Source organism: Micromonospora trifolii (assembly GCF_050516465.1).
GTDB classification, from domain to species: Bacteria; Actinomycetota; Actinomycetes; order Mycobacteriales; family Micromonosporaceae; genus Micromonospora; species Micromonospora trifolii.
On the sequence record NZ_CP191526.1, the window covers coordinates 595283 to 611879 of the forward strand.

A 16597-nucleotide genomic window follows, 5' to 3' on the forward strand; every position below is an offset into this window, starting at 1 on the left:
CCGCAACGCCGGCCGGCGCGGACGGCGAGGGACGATGGTTGCCGGCCGGCACTAGGTTGTCGGTGGTCAGCAGCGAGGAGGCCGGGATGCGGGTACTGGTGGTCGAGGACGAGCGCAACCTCGCCGACGCGATCGCACGAGGGTTGCGCAAGCGGGGGATGGCGGTCGACGTGGCGTACGACGGCGACGCCGGCCACGAGGCGGCGTTCGTCACCCGGTACGACGTGGTGGTGCTCGACCGCGACCTGCCGGGTGTGCACGGCGACCAGATCTGCGCCGACCTGGCGGCCTCCGGCGCGTTGACCCGGGTGCTGATGCTCACCGCCAGCGGCACCGTGGCCGACCGGGTGGAGGGGTTGCAGCTCGGCGCGGACGACTACCTGCCCAAACCGTTCGCCTTCGACGAACTGGTCGCCCGGGTGCAGGCGCTGGGCCGGCGGGCCACCCCGGCCGCGCCGCCGGTGCTCGAACTGGCCGACCTGGTGCTCGACCCGGCCCGCCGGGTGGCCACCCGCGCCGGGGTGCCGGTGGACCTCACCAACAAGGAGTTCGGGGTGCTCAGCGAACTGCTCAAGGCGCGCGGCGCGGTGGTCTCCAGCGAGGAGCTGCTGGAACGGGTCTGGGACGCGAACACCGACCCGTTCACCACCATCGTCCGGGTCACCGTGATGACGCTGCGCAAGAAGCTCGGTGACCCGCCGTTGATCGAGACGGTGGTCGGGGCGGGCTACCGCACCGCCGAGGTAGGCGCATGAGCCGGCGGTTGCGACCCACCCTGCGGCTGCGGCTGACCCTGCTCAACGGGGTGCTGCTGATCGGGGCCGGTGCGATCCTGGTGTTGCTGGCCTGGCTGCTGGTCCGCGACGCGTTGCGACCCACCGACGAGTTGGTGCCCGGCACGATCGTGCTGCTCTCCGACGGCCGGCAGATGGACGCCGCCCAGTGGCAGCGGCAGTTGGTCGATGCCGCCTCCGGGGAGCTGCTGGCCAAGGGCCTGGTCGCGCTGTTGGCGATCAGCGTGGTCGGGGTGGCCGGCGCGTACGCGGTGGCCGGTCGAGCGCTGCGCCCACTGCACCAGGTCACGGCGACCGCTCAGCGGCTCGGCGAGGCGACCCTGGACCAGCGGATCGGCTACTCGGGCGCCGACGACGAGGTGGCCGAGCTGGCCAAGACGTTCGACGCCATGCTGGACCGGATCGCGTCCGCCTTCGAAGCCCAGAAGCGTTTCGTGGCGAACGCCTCGCACGAGCTGCGTACCCCGCTCGCGGTGATGCGCACGGAGATCGACGTGACGCTCAGCGACGACGACGCGGACGCCGCCGAGTACCGACGGATGGCGACAGTGGTCCGCGACGCCTCCGAGCGGGCCAACGGCCTGGTGGACGCGCTGCTGGTGCTGGCCCGCAGCGAGGCGCAGGCCGGGCGGCAGCTGGGCCGGCGGACCGAGTGTGACCTCTCCGCGGGCACCGCCAACGCGCTGTCGGCGATGCGCCGCGAGGTGGAACGGATCGGCTTGCGGGTGCAGACGTCGCTGGAGTCCGCGCCGGTCGTCGGTGACCCGGGGCTGCTCGACCGGCTGGCCGGGAACCTGATCGAGAACGCGGTCCGCTACAACCACCTGCACGGCCGGCTCTGGGTGCGTACCGGCACCGACGGTGACCGGTCCTGGCTGGTGGTGGGGAACACCGGTTTCGAGGTGGACCAGGCCGACGTGCCGGGGCTGTTCGAGCCGTTCCGACGTGGTGGCCGGGAACGCACCGGCGCCCGTGGCTCCGGCCTGGGGCTGTCCATCGTCCGGGCGGTCTGCGACGCGCACGGCGGCACCGTACGGGTGGTCGCGCAGCCCGGCGGTGGCCTGGAGGTGACGGTCACCCTGCCGTCGGCGGACGCCCCGGCGCTGCCCGGATCGGTGGTGCCCGCCGGCTGATCGGGGTTGCGCGCCCCGCTCCGCCGATGGCAAGATCGCCGGGTCAGCTCGGAGACTGAAGGGGGGTGCGTCGATGTCCATCAGTCAAGGCTCCGCACCCCGGGTCTTCGAAGGCTGACCCCCGGCGGCGGAGCGTCCCCATCCGAAGATGGAGGGACCACCCGTGTATCCACGGATCCGCAACATCAGTTTCGACTGCCACGACACGTACACCCTGGCCGGCTTCTGGTCGGCGGTGCTCGGCTACGCCCGGCTCCCGGAGGACGTTCCGGGTGACCCGGAAGCTGCCCTGCTGCCGCCGGACGGTGCCACGCCGAACATGTTCTTCCAAGCGGTGCCCGAGGACAAGGTGACCAAGAACCGGGTCCACATCTGCCTGGAACCGGTCGACCGGACCCGCGACGAGGAAGTCGAGCGGGTTCTTGGCCTCGGGGCCACCATGGTCACCGACCAGCGGCGCACCGACGGGACGGGCTGGGCGGTTCTCGCCGACCCGGAGGGGAACGAGTTCTGCGTGCTCCGCAGCGCCGGGGAGCGGGTCGACACCACTGTGGAGGACCAAGCATGAGTTCGACGATCCACAACATCAGCATCGACTGTCACGACACGTACGCACTCGCCGGCTTCTGGGCGCAGGTCTTCGACTGCCCCCGGCATCCCGACGACTTCCCCGGAGACCCGGAGGCGATGCTCCTGCCGCCGGGTGGCCCGGAGGTGCTGTTCCTCGCGGTGCCCGAGGGCAAGACGGTGAAGAACCGGCTGCACCTGGACGTGCAACCCGCTGATCGGACCCGGGCCGAGGAGGTCGAGCGACTGCTCGGCATCGGCGCGACGCTCGTCGCCGACCACGTCGGACCGACCGGCGGTGGTTGGGTGGTGCTCGCCGACCCGGAGGGCAACGAGTTCTGCGTGCTCGGCAACGCCGCCGAGCGGGCGGCCGCGGCAGCGGCGCGGGCCGCGGCAGCGGCGCTCGCCACGTCGGAGGTTGCCGAACCGGCCTGACCGTCGACGTACGGCACGGGGCCCCGGCCACCCTCAGGTGGCCGGGGCCCCGGTCTCGTACGGATCAGGACTGCTGCTCGACCTGGCCCCGGATCGTGGTGAACTCGGCCTTCGCCTGGTCGGCGGACTTGAAGTACATCACCACCATGCCCAGGCTGCCCCGGTCGGCCCAGACGCAGATGCCCAGCGGCACGGTCTCGGCCTTGCCGTCGCCGCAGCGCGCCTCGCCGCCGAGCGGGCCGGCGTCCACCGCAGTCATCTTGTCCACCGTCAGCTGCTTGGACAGGCCGTCCACATAGGCGTCGAGCTCCTTCTTCGGGTCCGACAGCAGCCCGGACACGCCCGTGATCATGACAAGGTCCTGCTTGGTCGGGTCGCCGTAGAAGGCGGCGACCGTGCTCGTCTCGTTCCCCGCGGCCGTCTTCATCCCGCTGACCGCCTGGTCGGCGGCCGACTGGAGCTCCGGGGTGGTGAGCTTCGGCCGGCCGGCGAGGGTGGCCGGCGCGACCACCCGGGTCTTGCTGGCGTCCACCACAGCGCCCACGTCGTCCTTGACGACGAACCAGGTGATCGCCGCGCCGCCGAGGCAGAGCACCAGCACCACGGCCAACACGATCAGCACGATCTTGCCGACGTTCGACTTCTTGGCCGGGGGCGGGCCGCCAGCCAGGTTCGGGTCACCGTACGGCTGGCCCGGCTGCGCGGGCGGGAAATCAGGCTGTGCGGGCGGGAAGCCCGGCTGTGCGGGTGGGAAGCCACCGGGCTGCTGCGGCTGTCCCTGCTGCTGCGGCGGCGGCCAGCCGCCAGGCTGCTGGCCCGGCTGCTGAGACGGGTCGGAGGAATCGTGCGGCGGGCCGTAGGGATTGGCCGGCGGCTGGGACATCAGTCAGCTCCAAGATGGGGGTGCAAAACGCGTGATCTTAACCCGGCGCGGCGCCCGCCGTTGTCCCTGCGGAAATCCGCACCCGGCGATCGCCTGATCACAAACGGTCGCGGTGGCCGGCCCGTCCACCAGGGACGGTCCGACCACCGCGACGGTGGTGCTGTGATCTCCTCAGGCCGGCAGGCTCGCCGCACCCGGCGGCAGGAACCGCTGGCCGGTGACCCGCTCGGAGGTGCCGGTCCGGTCCAGGTACGGCGTGACGCCGCCCAGGTGGAACGGCCAGCCGGCGCCCAGGATCATGCACAGGTCGATGTCCTGCGCCTCGGCGACCACACCCTCGTCCAGCATCAGCCGGATCTCCTGCGCGAGCGCGTCGAGTGCGTTCTGGCGTACCTGCTCGGCGGTCAAGGGCTGGTCACCCACCACGAGCAGCGCGGCCACCTCCTCGTTGACCTGGTCGTCGACCACGATCGGGCGCCCCGAGTCGGCGATCCGCTTGAGGTTCTCGCTGACCCCGAACCGGTCCGGGTACGCCGTGTGCAGGGTGCCGCCCACGTGGTACGCGACGGCGGGCCCGACCAACTGGAGCAGGGCGAGCGGACGCATCGGTAGGCCCAGCGGGTCCAGTGCGCTGTTCGCCACGTCCAGCGGGGTGCCGGCGTCGACGGCGGCGAAGACGGTGCCCAGGAAGCGGGTGAGCAGCCGGTTCACCACGAACGCCGGAGCGTCCTTGACCAGCACGCTCGACTTCTTGAGCTGCTTACCCACCGCGAACGCGGTCGCCAGGGTGACGTCGTCGGTGCGCTCGCCCCGGACGATCTCCAGCAGCGGCAGCACCGCCACCGGGTTGAAGAAGTGGAAGCCGACCACCCGCTCCGGGTGCTCCAACTCGGCGGCCATCTCGGTGATCGACAGCGAGCTGGTGTTGGTGGCGAGCACCGCCTCCGGAGAGACGATCTTCTCCAACTCGGCCCAGACCTGCTTCTTGACGCCCAGGTCCTCGAAGACCGCCTCGATGACGAAGTCGGCGTCGGCGAAGGCGCTCTTGTCGACCGTCCCGCTGACCAGGCCGTACAGCTTGGCGGCGGTGCGCTTGTCCATCCGGCCCTTGGTGACGGCCTTCTCAATCTGGGTGTGCACGTAGCCGACGCCCTTGTCCACCCGGGACTGGTCGAGGTCGGTCATCACCACCGGGACTTGGAGGCGGCGGGCGAACAGCAGCGCCAACTGGCTGGCCATCAGACCCGCGCCGACGATGCCGACCTTGGTGATGGTGCGAGCCAGGCCCTTGTCCGGTGCGCCGGCCGGGCGCTTGGCCCGCCGCTGCACCAGGTCGAACGCGTACAGGCCGCTGCGCAGCTCCTCGGAGAAGACCAGGTCCGCGAGGGCCTCGTCCTCGGCGGCGGTGCCGGCGGCGAAGTCGCCATCCTTCGCCGTCTCCAGCAGGTCGAGCGCCTTGTACGCGGCCGGGACCGCGCCGTGCAGCCGCTGGTTCAGCGTCTCCCGGGCGAAGTAGAGCACGCCCGCCCACATGTCCTTGTCGACCTCGGGCCGGGTCACTGTGACCTGACCCCGGACCACGCCGGCAGCCCACTCCAGGGACCGCTCCAGGAAGTCCGCCGGCTCCAACAGGATGTCCGCGATGCCCAGCTCGGCTGCCTGCTTCGGCTTGAGCATCTTGTTCTGCATCAGCGGGTTCTGGATGATCACCTGGGTCGCGGCGGGGATGCCGATCAGGTTCGGCAGCAGCTGGGTGCCGCCCCAGCCGGGCACCAGACCGAGGGAGACCTCGGGCAGCGCGAGGGCCGCCGCGCCGCCGGAGAGCGTCCGGTAGTGACAGTGCAGCGCCAGCTCCAGGCCACCGCCCATCGCCGCGCCGTTGACGAAGGCGAAGGTGGGGACGGTGCTGTCCTTGAGCCGGGCGAAGACCCGGTGGCCGAGCCGGCCGATCTCCAGCGCCTGCGCGCGGTCGGCGAGCTGCGGCAGGCCCACGATGTCCGCGCCCACGCAGAAGATGTACGGCTTGCCGGTGACCGCGATGAACGCCGGGTCGGCGGCGAGCGCGGTGGTGATCGCCTCGTCCAGGCTGGCCAACCCACCAGGGCCGAAGGTGTTCGGCTTGGTGTGGTCGAAGCCGTTGTCCAGCGTGATCAGGGCGGCGGGCCGGTCCAGCCCCGGCACGTTCACCTGGCGCAGCAGCGCCCGGGTGACGACCTCGTTCGGTGCCTTCACTTGTCGCCCTCCCAGTGCGGGTTCTCCCAGATGACCGTGCCGCCCATGCCGATGCCGATGCACATCGCCGTGACGCCGTAGCGGACCTCGGGGTGCTCGGCGAACTGGCGGGCCAGCTGCGTCATCAGCCGCACGCCGGAGGAGGCCAGCGGGTGACCGATGGCGATCGCGCCGCCCCACGGGTTGACCCGCGCGTCGTCGTCGGCGATGCCGAAGTGGTCGAGGAAGGCGAGCACCTGCACGGCGAACGCCTCGTTCAGCTCGAACAGGCCGATGTCGTCGATGCTGAGCCCGGCGAGGCGCAGCGCCTTCTCCGTCGACGGGATCGGGCCGACGCCCATCACCTCCGGCTCGACTCCGACGAAGCCGAACGACACCAGCCGCATGGCGACCGGCAGGCCCAGCTCGCGGGCGGTGGCCTCGTCGGCCAGCAGACTCGCGGTGGCGCCGTCGTTCAGGCCGGCCGCGTTGCCCGCGGTGACCTTGCCGTGCGGGCGGAACGGGGTCTTCAGGGTGCCCAGCTTCTCCAGCGAGGTGTCCCGTGGAGCCTCGTCCACAGTGGCCAGACCCCAACCGCCCTCCGCGTCGCGGATCGACATCGGCACCAGGTCGTCCTGGAGCTTGCCGTTGGCGTACGCCTTGGCGGTCTTCTGCTGCGAGGCGAGCGCGAACGCGTCGGTGCGTGCCTTGGTGATGTGCGGGACCAGGTCGTGCAGGTTCTCCGCGGTGGAGCCCATCACCAGCGCGGACGGGTCGACCAGCTTCTCCGCGATGATGCGCGGGTTGGGGTCGACGCCCTCACCCATCGGGTGGCGGCCCATGTGCTCGACGCCACCGGCGATGGCGATGTCGTACGCGCCCATGGCGATGCCGCTGGCCACGGTGGTGACCGCGGTCATCGCACCCGCGCACATCCGGTCGATGGCGAAGCCGGGAACGGTCTTGGGCAGCCCGGCCAGCAGGGCGGCGGTGCGGCCGATGGTGAGGCCCTGGTCGCCGATCTGGGTGGTGGCCGCGATGGCGACCTCCTCGACCCGCTCCGGGGGCAGCTGCGGGTTGCGACGCAGCAGTTCCCGGATGCAGCGGATCACCAGGTCGTCGGCGCGGGTGTTGGCGTACATGCCACCCGCCTTGCCGAACGGGGTACGGACGCCGTCGACGAAGACGACGTCGCGAACTTCACGGGGCACTTGAGCCTCCTATTCGACCGTGATTCGGCCTTCGCGCCGGGCGGCACGCCGGACCGGAACAAGGGTCGCCGACACGGGCACGTTTCCCTCGGATGCTACTCGCCAGTAACCAACCCCGTCCCCACCTCCGACTGTGGCCCACCCCACACCCACGCCCACCCACCCCACGACCCGCCGCCCGTCCAGCTTCCGAAGATCATGAGGTTGGCGGGGCTGTGGATCTTCTAGAGGCCCGTCAACCTCATGATCACCCGGGTTCGGGGTGGGTCAGGGAGTGGGTGGGTGGTGGGTGGGGGGTGGGTTAGGGGGTTGGGGTTTGTGGGGTCAGGGCTTCGGTCAGGTCGGGGTTGAGGAGCCCGATCTGCCACTCGCGGGCGTTGAGGCCGCGCAAGGTCTCCGCGACCGACTCCTCGGTGATCTCCTCCGGCGGGGTCCAGGCCAGCCGACGGACCGAATCCGGAGTGATCAGGTTTTCCGGCGGAAGGTTGTGCTCACCGGCGATGCGGATCACGACCTCCCGGCAGCGGGCCAGCCGACCGGCCGCCACCGGGTCCCGTTCGGCCCATCGGTGCGGCGGGGGCGGACCCTCCACGGCTGGCGATACCGGCAGGGAGTCCTCCGGCAGCTGCCGGGCGTCGTCGAGCGCGGCGAGCCAGGTGCGGGCCAGCCGACGGACCGACCGACCACCGAAACCGGGCAGGGTCAGCAGGGTCTTCTCGTCCTTCGGGTCCAGCTCGGCCGCGGCGATGATCGCCGAGTCGGGCAACACCCGACCGGGAGCGGCGTCCCGCCGGGAGGCGATCTGGTCCCGGGCGTACCACATCGAGCGGACCCGGGCCTGGGCCCGCGCCCCCCGCAGCCGGTGGATGCCCGAGGTGCGCCGCCACGGCTCCGCCCGGACCCGGGGCGGGCGTGCCCCGGTGCGAACCAGCGCGGCGAACTCCTCCGCGGCCCAGGCCGACTTGCCCTGCCGGGTCAACTCGGCGTCGAGCGCGTCGCGCAGGTCGGTGAGCAGCTCCACGTCGAGTGCGGCGTACGTCAACCACGACTCGGGCAGCGGTCGGCTCGACCAGTCGGCCGCCGAGTGGTGCTTCTCCAGGGTGAACCCGAGCAACTGCTCGGTGAGCGCGGCCAGCCCGACGCGTTCGAAGCCGGCCAGCCGAGCCGCCAGCTCGGTGTCGAACAGTCGGCGCGGGCGCAACCCCACCTCGGCCAGGCAGGGCAGATCCTGGCTGGCCGCGTGGAGGACCCACTCGGCCTCGCCGATCACCGCGTCCAGCGCGCTGAGGTCGGGCAGGGGCAGCGGGTCGATCAGCGCCGTGCCCGCACCGGCCCGGCGCAGTTGCACCAGGTACGCGCGTTGGCTGTAGCGGTAGCCGGAAGCCCGCTCGGCGTCCAGGGCGACCGGGCCGGTGCCCGCTGCGAAGCGGGCCACGACCTCGGCAAGCTCGGCCGGGGCGGCCACTGGATCGGGGGTGCCGTCACGCGGGGCGATCAGCGGAACGGGCCCACCGTCGGCCGGGTCGGCCCCCGCGCCCGCCGGCTGCGGCTGGGCCGACGGCGGGTGCTGGAGTGCGTTTCCCGGAAGTTCTTCGGTGGGCCGACGGCGCAGGGGTGGTTCGTCGGTCACCTGACAACCCTAGTGCGCGCGGAGATCCGGCGGGTGCAGCCGGTCCGGCGTGTGTCGATCAGGTGTCCGCAAAGTGTCCTCAGGAGGGCCGAACGTCAGGCTGCGCCGGCGGGTCGGCGGTCGGAGAGGGCGGTGACGCCGGGTGGGGGCAGGCCGGCGGTGGAGGCGAGCAACGTGCACCAGCCGAGCAGGTGTGGGGTCAGGTCGTCGTCGATCGGCGTCCAGGACGCGCGGATCTCGATGTCACCGATGGTCGGCGGCCCGGCGAGATCACCGAAGCGGGTCGACATGGTCTGCGTCACCGTTCCGCCGATTGCCCGATGGCCGGCGTCCTGGGCGTCCAACGCGTCGGTCAGCCACGTCCAGCCGACCCCGGGCAGCAGTGGGTCGGCGGCCAGATCGACCTCCAACTCGGCGGTCACGTAGGTGACCAGCCGCAGGGTGCCCTGCCACGCCTCGTGCCCGACCGGGTTGTGCAGCAGGATCAACCGGCCGGTCGCCACCTCGTCGTCGTCGCGCAGCACGGTGGCGGCGAGCGCGAACGCGTACGGGGCCAGCCGCTGGGGAGCGCCGACCTCCTCCAGGGTGATCTCCGGCCGGGGGGCGGCCGACCGCAGCCCGGCGACCGCTCGGGCGAACGTCTCCGGGAGCGCGATCGGGGGGGCCATGTCGGCAGCCTATGCCGACGCCCGGCCCCCGCTTCGACGGCGCGCCGACGCTCACCGAGGGGCCCTCGCTTCGACTCCGAGGTAAGGAACGGTGCCCTTCCTCTCACCCCCACCCGGTTGGGGGTGGCGGGCGTGGCACGATTGCGGCGATGACCACGGACACCACGGGCACTGCCGCCCGAGACGGAGATTCCCGCCCCGGCGGACCGGCCGACTCGCCCTTCATCCGGGCCTGCCGACGTCGGCCCGTCCCGCACACCCCGGTCTGGTTCATGCGCCAGGCCGGCCGCTCCCTCCCGGAGTACCGGGAGATCCGGGCGAGCGTGCCGATGCTGGAGTCCTGCCGGCGCCCGGAGCTGGTCACCGAGATCACCCTCCAGCCGGTGCGCCGCCACGGCGTGGACGCGGCGATCCTGTTCAGCGACATCGTGGTGCCCGTCGCCGCGGCCGGGATCGACCTGGACATCGTGCCGGGCACCGGCCCGGTGGTCGCCGAGCCGATCCGCACCGCCGCCGACGTGGAACGGATCCGCCGGATCACCCGCGACGACGTCTCGTACGTGGACGAGGCCGTCCGGCAGTTGGTGGTCGAGCTGGGCGACACCCCGCTGATCGGCTTCGCCGGTGCGCCGTTCACGCTGGCCAGCTACCTGGTCGAGGGCGGTCCGTCGCGTACCCACGCGAAGACCAAGGCCCTGATGTACGGCGACCCGGAGCTGTGGCACGCGCTCTGCGCCCGGCTGGCCGAGGTGACGTTGGCCTTCCTGCGCGTGCAGATCGAGGCCGGCGTCTCCGCCGTGCAGCTGTTCGACTCGTGGGCCGGCGCGCTCTCCGAGGCCGACTACCGCCGTTTCGTGTTGCCGCACTCGACCACCGTGCTGAGTGGGCTGGTAGACGCCGGGGTGCCCCGGATCCACTTCGGGGTGGGCACCGCCGAACTGCTCGGCGCGATGGGCGAGGCCGGGGCCGACGTGGTTGGCGTCGACTGGCGTACGCCGCTGGACGTGGCCACCGGCCGGATCGGCGCGGACAAGGCGGTGCAGGGAAACCTGGACCCGTGCGTGCTGCTCGCGCCGTGGCCGGTCGTGGAGGCCGAGGTGCGCCGCATCCTGGAGCAGGGCCGCGCGGCCCCCGGGCACGTGTTCAACCTCGGCCACGGGGTGCTGCCGGAGACCGACCCGGAGGTGCTGACCCGGGTGGTCGCGCTGGTGCACGAGCTGTCCAGCCGCCGGGCCGACCAGGGCTGACCGGGAATGCGGCAGCCCTGGCGGGTGGCGGTGGTCGGCGGCGGGATCGCCGGGCTGGCCGCCGCGGTCCGCCTGCGCGACCGCGCACCGGCCGGCACCGAGATCACCGTGTACGAGCAGTCCGGCGCGCTGGGCGGGAAGCTGCGCACCGGGGAGCTGGCTGGTCAGCCGGTAGAGTTCGGCGCTGAGTCGTTCCTGATGCGCGACCCGACCGGCGCCGAGAGCGCGGCGGTGGCGTTGGCCCGCCGGCTCGGGCTGGCCGAGAAGATCGTGCACCCCACGGTGGGGCAGGCCGCGCTGGTCATCGACGGAGGGCTGCGCCCCATCCCGGGCGGCACCCTGGTGGGCGTACCCGGGGATCTGGAGCGCGTGGCCACTGTCGCCCGCCCGGCCGCGGACGCCGACACCGACGGCGGTCGGCCGCTGGTCGGGCCGGACGCGGACGTCTCGGTGGGCGCGCTGGTCCGGTCCCGCTTCGGCAACGAGGTGGTCGAGCGACTGGTCGACCCGATGCTGGGCGGCGTGTACGCGGGCCGCGCCGACGATCTCTCCCTGGTCACGACGATGCCGGCGCTGGCCCGGGCGGCCCGGGTGGAGCACACCCTGGTCGGCGCGGTCCGGTCCGCGCAGGCCGCCGCGCCCCGTGCGCCCGGCGCCCCGGTCTTCGGCACCCTGGCCGGTGGGCTTAGCACCCTGGTCGAGGCGGCGGTGACGGCCAGCGGCGCGACGGTACGGCGGGACGCCGCCGTGCGCGAGCTGACCCCGACCGGCACCGGTTGGCGGCTCACCGTCGGCCCAACCCGCGACCCCGAGTTGGTGGACGTGGACGCCGTGGTGCTTGCGGTGCCGGCGCGACCGGCGGCGCGGCTGCTCGCCGGCCCCGCGCCGGCGGTGGCGGCGGGCGTCGGTGCGCTGGACTACGCGAGCGTCGCGCTGGTCACCATGGCGTTGCCGCAGCCGCGGCTGCCCGAGCTGTCCGGCTTCCTGGTGCCGAGCACCGAGGGCCTGCTGATCAAGGCGGCGACCTTCTTCACCACCAAGTGGGGGCACCTGCGCCGGCCGGACGGGTTGGCCCTGGTGCGCGCCTCGGTGGGCCGGTACGGCGAGGAGGCGCACCTTCAGCGCCCCGACGCGGACCTGGCGGCCACCGTGCACCGGGAGCTGTCGGCGGTGCTCGGCGCCCCGCTGCCCGCCCCGGTCGACGGGCACGTGCAGCGGTGGGGCGGTGCGCTGCCGCAGTACGCGCCGGGGCACGCCGACCGGCTCGCCGCCGCGCGGACGGCGCTGCGGGCCGCGCACCCCACACTGGTCCTCGCCGGCGCCGGCTACGACGGCGTCGGAATCCCGGTCTGCGTCCGCTCCGGCGAGACGGCGGCCGAAGAGATCATCACAGCACTGGGAGGATCGGCGAGATGACCGAGCAGACCAACGCGGCCCGGTTGCGGGAGCTGAACGACAGCATCCGCTACACCATGTGGTCGGTGTTCCGGGCCAGCTCCCCGCTGCCCTCGCTGCGGGACAACGTCACCGGCGAGGTGGTGTCGCTCTTCGACGAGCTGGCCGGCAAGGACGTGGTGGTCCGGGGCGTGTACGACGTCTCCGGGCTGCGCGCCGACGCGGACGTCATGATCTGGTGGCACTCCGCGTCCAGCGACGCGCTCCAGGACGCGTACCTGCGGTTCCGCCGTACCACGCTGGGTCGGGCGCTGACCCCGGTGTGGTCGCAGATGGCGCTGCACCGGCCGGCGGAGTTCAACAAGAGCCACATCCCGGCGTTCCTTGCCGGCGAGGAGGCCCGCCCCTACATCTGTGTGTACCCGTTCGTCCGCTCCTACGAGTGGTACCTGCTGCCCGACGCCGAGCGGCGCGAGATGCTGGCCGAGCACGGCAAGATGGCCCGCGGCTACCCGGACGTGCGGGCCAATACGGTCGCCTCGTTCGCGCTCGGCGACTACGAGTGGATGCTCGCCTTCGAGGCCGATGAACTGCACCGGATCGTCGACCTGATGCGGGACCTGCGCGCCTCCGGCGCCCGCCGGCACGTCCGCGAAGAGGTCCCGTTCTACACCGGCCGCCGCCGCTCGGTGGCCGAGATCGTCAACTGCCTGGTCTGACGCCCCGCCGGCCGGCGCCGCACCCCCGCCCGGGTGCGGCGCCGGCCGGGGATCAACTGGTCGTCGTACAGGAGACCAGCGGAACCGGGTTGCTGCCGTTCCACGAGCCGAGGAAACCGAATGTGGTGCTCGCTCCGGCGGCAAGGGTGCCGTTGTGGTTGGCGTTACGTGCGGTGACCAGCGTGCCGTTGGTGCCGACCGTCGCGTTCCACGACGAGGTGACCTGCTGGCCGTTGTTGTAGTTCCAGCTCACCGACCAGCCCCGGGTCGGTGAACCGCCGGCGGTCACCTTCACCTCGGCCTGGAAGCCACCGGACCACTGACCTGTCACCTGGTACGTCGCCGTGCAGGCACCGGCCGGCGGCGGGGTGGTCGGCGGGGGAGTCGTGGGCGGCGGCGTGGTGGGCGGGGGAGTCGTGGGTGGCGGGGTCGTCGGCGGGGGCGTGGTGGGTGGCGGGGTGGTCGATCCGCCGCCGAAGTCGACGTCGCTGCACAGGTAGTACGACTGGTCCAGGTGGCTGGCCTGCCAGACGGTGTAGACGATGTGCCGTCCGGTGCGTCCCGGCGCGCTGACCGGGATCTGGATCGAGACACCGCCGGTGTCCGGGTCCCACTGTGAGGCCGGGGTGTTACCGATCTGGCCCGCCAACTCCAGGTTGCCCCAACCGAGCGGTTGGGTGGCGGAGTTGAAGCCCTGCTTGGTCACGTACACCCGGATGTAGTCGGCACCGTGGCTGGCCTGGTCGAAGAAGCGGAGCCGGAAGTTGTTCGACACCGCTGTGGTCTTCCAGGCGCCGACGGTGTCCAGCGCGTTGTAGCGGGGGCTCTGGGTGCGTCCGCCGCTGCACAGCTGGCCGTCGGGGACGGCGGCCTGGTGGTTGCCCCCCACTCCCTCGCGGAACAGGCCGTTCCAGTTCCACATGGCGGCCGGGTCGGCCTGCCAGGCCTGCCAGCACATCGGGTCTTCGGTGGCCATCCGAGGGTTCTGGAAGTCGCCGCCCCAGCGTTGCCAGCAGCTGTAGTTACGCGAGGCCGGGTCGACGACCGAACCATGCGCCGAAGCCGATTTGGGCAGCATGGTGGTCAGTGCGGTCGTCAACAGGAGCGTGATGGTCGCCGCGATGGCGAACAACCAGAGCACGCGTCGTGATCGGGTGAGAGTGAACATGGAGCCCCCGGGGGGATGAGGTCGGACGTCGACACCCGGATCGCCGGGAGTTGCCCACTCCCGTGCCTAATCGCTGGCTCCCGCGATGGCTCTACCCGGCACCATGCCAGCTCGATCGTCAGCCGTCAATGGCATCGCGTCGCATCGGCGTGTGCGGGATGCCGTCCTCGACGTACTCGGGGCCGCTGACCGTGAAGCCGTGCCGGGTGTAGAACGCGACCAGGTGCGACTGGGCGTCCAGCACGCAGGGCCGGTTGCCCACCACCTCCAACGCCGCCGTCATCAGTCGGCCCGCGTGTCCGCCGCCGCGCGCCGCCGGGGCCACCACCACCCGACCAATCCGGGCGACACCGTCCGGGTCGGCCAGAATCCGCAGGTACGCCAGGGGCGCGCCGCCGTCGGTGAGCCAGACGTGCCGGGTGCCCGGCTCGACGTCGCGCCCGTCCAGCTCCGGGTACGGGCAGTTCTGCTCCACCACGAACACGTCGATGCGCAGCTTGAGCAGGTCGTGGAGGGTGCGGGCGTTCAGGTCGGCGAAGGAGGCCGTCCGGAGTTCGGTGGTCTGCTGGGGCATCCACCGATGGTAGGTCGGGCGAGTGTTCACCCGGTTTCCGCCCGGTCGGGTGCGAGGTAGGTGGCGGCCACGGCGGTGAGCAGCAGGCCACCGCCGACGATCACCGGCAGGGGGAGCGGTTCGTGTAGCAGCGCCACCGCCAGTGCCGCGGCGGTGAGTGGTTCGAGCAGGGTCAGCACGGCCGCGACGCTGCCCGGGGTGGTGCGCAACCCGGCGTAGAACAGCGCGTACGCGACCGCCGTGGTGACCACGCCAAGGTGCAGCAGCAGCGCCACGGTGTCGAGGCGTACCGGCACGCTGACCCCGGCGACCAGGGCGAACGGTGCCAGGGTCAGCGCGCCGACCGTGGTGGAGATGGTGGTCAGTGCCATCGGCGCGGTGCGCTGCGACACCTGGCGGCTGATCAGGGTGGTCACCGCATACCCGAGGCCGGAGCCGGCCGCCGCGAGCAGGCCGAGCAGCGGGGCGGGCGCCGCCGCGCCGGGGTGTTCGGTGGCGGCGGTGATCAGGACGAGGCCGGCCACCGCCGCGACCAGCGTGCCGAGTCGCAGCGGGCCGGGGAGCCGGCGGGCGTGCGCCGACTCCCAGGCCGCGGCGAGCACCGGGGCCAGGCCCAGGCTGACGATGGTGGCCACGCTGACCCCGGCCCAGGCCACGGCGGCGAAGTAGAGCGCCTGGTAGAGGCCGAGGCCGACGCCGGTGAGCAGCAGCGGTACGGGCGCGGCGCGCAGGGTGGCCACGAGCGTGCGGAGCCGGCCGGCGGTGCACGCCAGCAGCACGAGCGCTGCGATGGCGAGGCGGTGGAAGCCGATGCTCACCGGGCTGAGCCCGGTGCCCTCGCGCAGGAGTTGCACCGCCACGCCGGTGGTTCCCCACAGCACGCCGGTGACGGTGATCTGGATCAGGCCGCTGCGGGCGGCGTGGCTGGCGGCCGAGGCGGCCGGCAGCGCGGTTCGGGTCGTGGACACGGGAGCGCTCCGAAGGTGAGCCGTTGACGGGGACGACGTCGACGGAGCGCGTACGACAGGGTGGCCGAGCGGGGTCAGGTCACCCGGTCGGCGAGAGGCGCGGCGCTCCGCTCAGGAGCGCGGCGGGGGCAGGACGCCCAGGAATGGCCGCATGGCGACGACCGTACCGCAGATCGCTGGTCCGGCTGGCCCGTGGCCGGGCTGAGGCGGTCAGACCGGGCGGGCGCCGACGGCGTCGCGGATCTCGGCGCCCACCGCGCCCTCGACGGCGCGGGCGCAGTGTGCGCAGCAGAAGAACCGGCCGTTGACCTCGACGCCGTGCCCGACGATCTTGACCTGACAGTGCTCGCAGATCGGTGCCATGCGGTGGATCGCGCACTCGAACGAGTCGAAGGTGTGCACGTCGCCGCTGACTGTGTGCACCTCGAACGCCATCCAGTAATCGTTGCCGCAGACCTCGCAGGTTGCCACCGAAAACCTCCGTTAAGTGGACAAGTATCTACAGAATCCCCCAGGTGGCCTCGACGTGGGGGCGGAACGTCGATGCCTGGCCACGGTGGCGGCGTGTCGGCGTCGGCGTGTTGCCCGTTATGCCGGGTGAACCGCCGCAACCCCCGGAGGATCACCGTGATCAAGCGCAACAAGCTCTTCGGCAACCAGACCCGGGTCACCTTCTGTCTGCCCCGCGACGTCCCGCCCGGCCCGGTGAGCGTCGTCGGCTCCTTCAACGGCTGGCAGCCGGGTCGGCACGAGTTGGTGTCCCGCCGCGACGGCACCAGGACGGTGACCGTGAAGCTGCCGCCGGGGGAGTACCGGTTTCGTTACCTCGGCACCGGGGGTGTCTGGCTGGACGACGAGTCGGCCGACCAGGTCGACGACCGGGGCAGCCTGCTCCGGCTCTGAGAAGAAAACTGCCGCCATCGATGGATTTATCGATGAGAGTCTTTACTGTTAACAATGTTTAAATTACCTTGAGGGCACCTCACCGGACCTG

At 72.1% G+C, this 16597-nt stretch carries 17 protein-coding genes; 8 read left to right on the forward strand and 9 right to left on the reverse strand.

All coding sequences use genetic code 11. The annotated features are described in order from the left end of the window. Positions 1 to 86 precede the first annotated feature (86 nt). The 4 genes from ACQRWP_RS02710 (at position 87) to ACQRWP_RS02725 (ending at position 2929) form a co-directional block, all read left to right on the forward strand. Complete coding sequence (locus ACQRWP_RS02710; protein ID WP_088951539.1) at positions 87 to 755, forward strand: response regulator transcription factor; 669 nt, start codon at positions 87 to 89, stop codon at positions 753 to 755. Then, positions 752 to 1927: a sensor histidine kinase gene (locus tag ACQRWP_RS02715; RefSeq protein WP_430500643.1), complete on the forward strand. Its 1176-nt coding sequence runs from the start codon at positions 752 to 754 to the stop codon at positions 1925 to 1927. The genes ACQRWP_RS02710 and ACQRWP_RS02715 overlap by 4 nt, the downstream gene beginning before the upstream one ends. A 148-nt stretch (positions 1928 to 2075) precedes the next feature. Further along, positions 2076 to 2495, forward strand: coding sequence for a VOC family protein (locus ACQRWP_RS02720; RefSeq protein ID WP_430500644.1), 420 nt, complete (start codon positions 2076 to 2078; stop codon positions 2493 to 2495). Further along, positions 2492 to 2929 carry a VOC family protein gene (locus tag ACQRWP_RS02725; protein ID WP_430500645.1) on the forward strand — a complete coding sequence of 146 codons (438 nt, stop codon included), beginning with the start codon at positions 2492 to 2494 and terminating at the stop codon, positions 2927 to 2929. Before ACQRWP_RS02720 ends, ACQRWP_RS02725 begins: the two co-directional genes overlap by 4 nt. Positions 2930 to 2993: 64 nt before the next feature. On the opposite strand, the gene ACQRWP_RS02730 is transcribed toward ACQRWP_RS02725, so the two are convergent. The 5 genes from ACQRWP_RS02730 to ACQRWP_RS02750 form a co-directional block, all read right to left on the reverse strand. Continuing rightward, a complete protein-coding gene (locus tag ACQRWP_RS02730; RefSeq protein ID WP_430500646.1) occupies positions 2994 to 3812 on the reverse strand; it encodes a hypothetical protein in 819 nt (272 codons plus the stop codon). Positions 3813 to 3983: 171 nt separating this feature from the next. After that, positions 3984 to 6044: a 3-hydroxyacyl-CoA dehydrogenase NAD-binding domain-containing protein gene (locus ACQRWP_RS02735; RefSeq protein ID WP_430500647.1), complete on the reverse strand. Its 2061-nt coding sequence runs from the start codon at positions 6042 to 6044 to the stop codon at positions 3984 to 3986. After that, a complete protein-coding gene (locus ACQRWP_RS02740; RefSeq protein ID WP_430500648.1) occupies positions 6041 to 7234 on the reverse strand; it encodes a thiolase family protein in 1194 nt (397 codons plus the stop codon). The genes ACQRWP_RS02735 and ACQRWP_RS02740 overlap by 4 nt, the downstream gene beginning before the upstream one ends. Positions 7235 to 7535: 301 nt before the next feature. Next, on the reverse strand, positions 7536 to 8864 hold the full coding sequence (locus ACQRWP_RS02745; protein ID WP_430500649.1) for a ribonuclease D: 1329 nt from the start codon (positions 8862 to 8864) through the stop codon (positions 7536 to 7538). Positions 8865 to 8959: 95 nt separating this feature from the next. Next, entirely contained in the window at positions 8960 to 9532 is a 573-nt protein-coding gene (locus ACQRWP_RS02750; RefSeq protein WP_430500650.1) for a DUF3000 domain-containing protein, read from the reverse strand. Positions 9533 to 9681: 149 nt separating this feature from the next. On the opposite strand from ACQRWP_RS02750, the gene hemE reads away from it, so the two are divergent. Genes hemE through hemQ form a run of 3 tightly spaced genes read left to right on the forward strand, consistent with a single transcriptional unit; the run spans position 9682 to position 12893 of the window. Beyond that, positions 9682 to 10779, forward strand: coding sequence for a uroporphyrinogen decarboxylase (gene hemE / locus ACQRWP_RS02755; RefSeq protein WP_430500651.1), 1098 nt, complete (start codon positions 9682 to 9684; stop codon positions 10777 to 10779). A gap of 6 nt (positions 10780 to 10785) precedes the next feature. Continuing rightward, a complete protein-coding gene (gene hemG / locus ACQRWP_RS02760; RefSeq protein WP_430500652.1) occupies positions 10786 to 12195 on the forward strand; it encodes a protoporphyrinogen oxidase in 1410 nt (469 codons plus the stop codon). Next, positions 12192 to 12893 (forward strand): hydrogen peroxide-dependent heme synthase, encoded by a 702-nt coding sequence (hemQ, locus tag ACQRWP_RS02765; RefSeq protein WP_430500653.1) that lies wholly within the window; start codon positions 12192 to 12194, stop codon positions 12891 to 12893. The genes hemG and hemQ overlap by 4 nt, the downstream gene beginning before the upstream one ends. A gap of 52 nt (positions 12894 to 12945) precedes the next feature. On the opposite strand, the gene ACQRWP_RS02770 is transcribed toward hemQ, so the two are convergent. The 4 genes from ACQRWP_RS02770 to ACQRWP_RS02785 all read right to left on the reverse strand — a co-directional run bounded on the left by ACQRWP_RS02770 (position 12946) and on the right by ACQRWP_RS02785 (position 16074). Further along, the gene (locus ACQRWP_RS02770) at positions 12946 to 14061 is read right to left on the reverse strand and encodes a lytic polysaccharide monooxygenase auxiliary activity family 9 protein (RefSeq protein ID WP_430500654.1); all 1116 of its coding nucleotides are present in this window, start codon (positions 14059 to 14061) and stop codon (positions 12946 to 12948) included. A gap of 118 nt (positions 14062 to 14179) precedes the next feature. Beyond that, on the reverse strand, positions 14180 to 14635 hold the full coding sequence (locus ACQRWP_RS02775) for a GNAT family N-acetyltransferase (RefSeq protein WP_425697022.1): 456 nt from the start codon (positions 14633 to 14635) through the stop codon (positions 14180 to 14182). Positions 14636 to 14661: 26 nt separating this feature from the next. Continuing rightward, positions 14662 to 15603, reverse strand: coding sequence for a DMT family transporter (locus tag ACQRWP_RS02780; protein WP_430500655.1), 942 nt, complete (start codon positions 15601 to 15603; stop codon positions 14662 to 14664). Positions 15604 to 15813: 210 nt separating this feature from the next. Beyond that, entirely contained in the window at positions 15814 to 16074 is a 261-nt protein-coding gene (locus tag ACQRWP_RS02785; RefSeq protein ID WP_430500656.1) for a Prokaryotic metallothionein, read from the reverse strand. A 156-nt stretch (positions 16075 to 16230) separates the two neighbouring features. On the opposite strand from ACQRWP_RS02785, the gene ACQRWP_RS02790 reads away from it, so the two are divergent. After that, on the forward strand, positions 16231 to 16506 hold the full coding sequence (locus ACQRWP_RS02790; protein WP_430500657.1) for an isoamylase early set domain-containing protein: 276 nt from the start codon (positions 16231 to 16233) through the stop codon (positions 16504 to 16506). Positions 16507 to 16597: the final 91 nt, after the last annotated feature.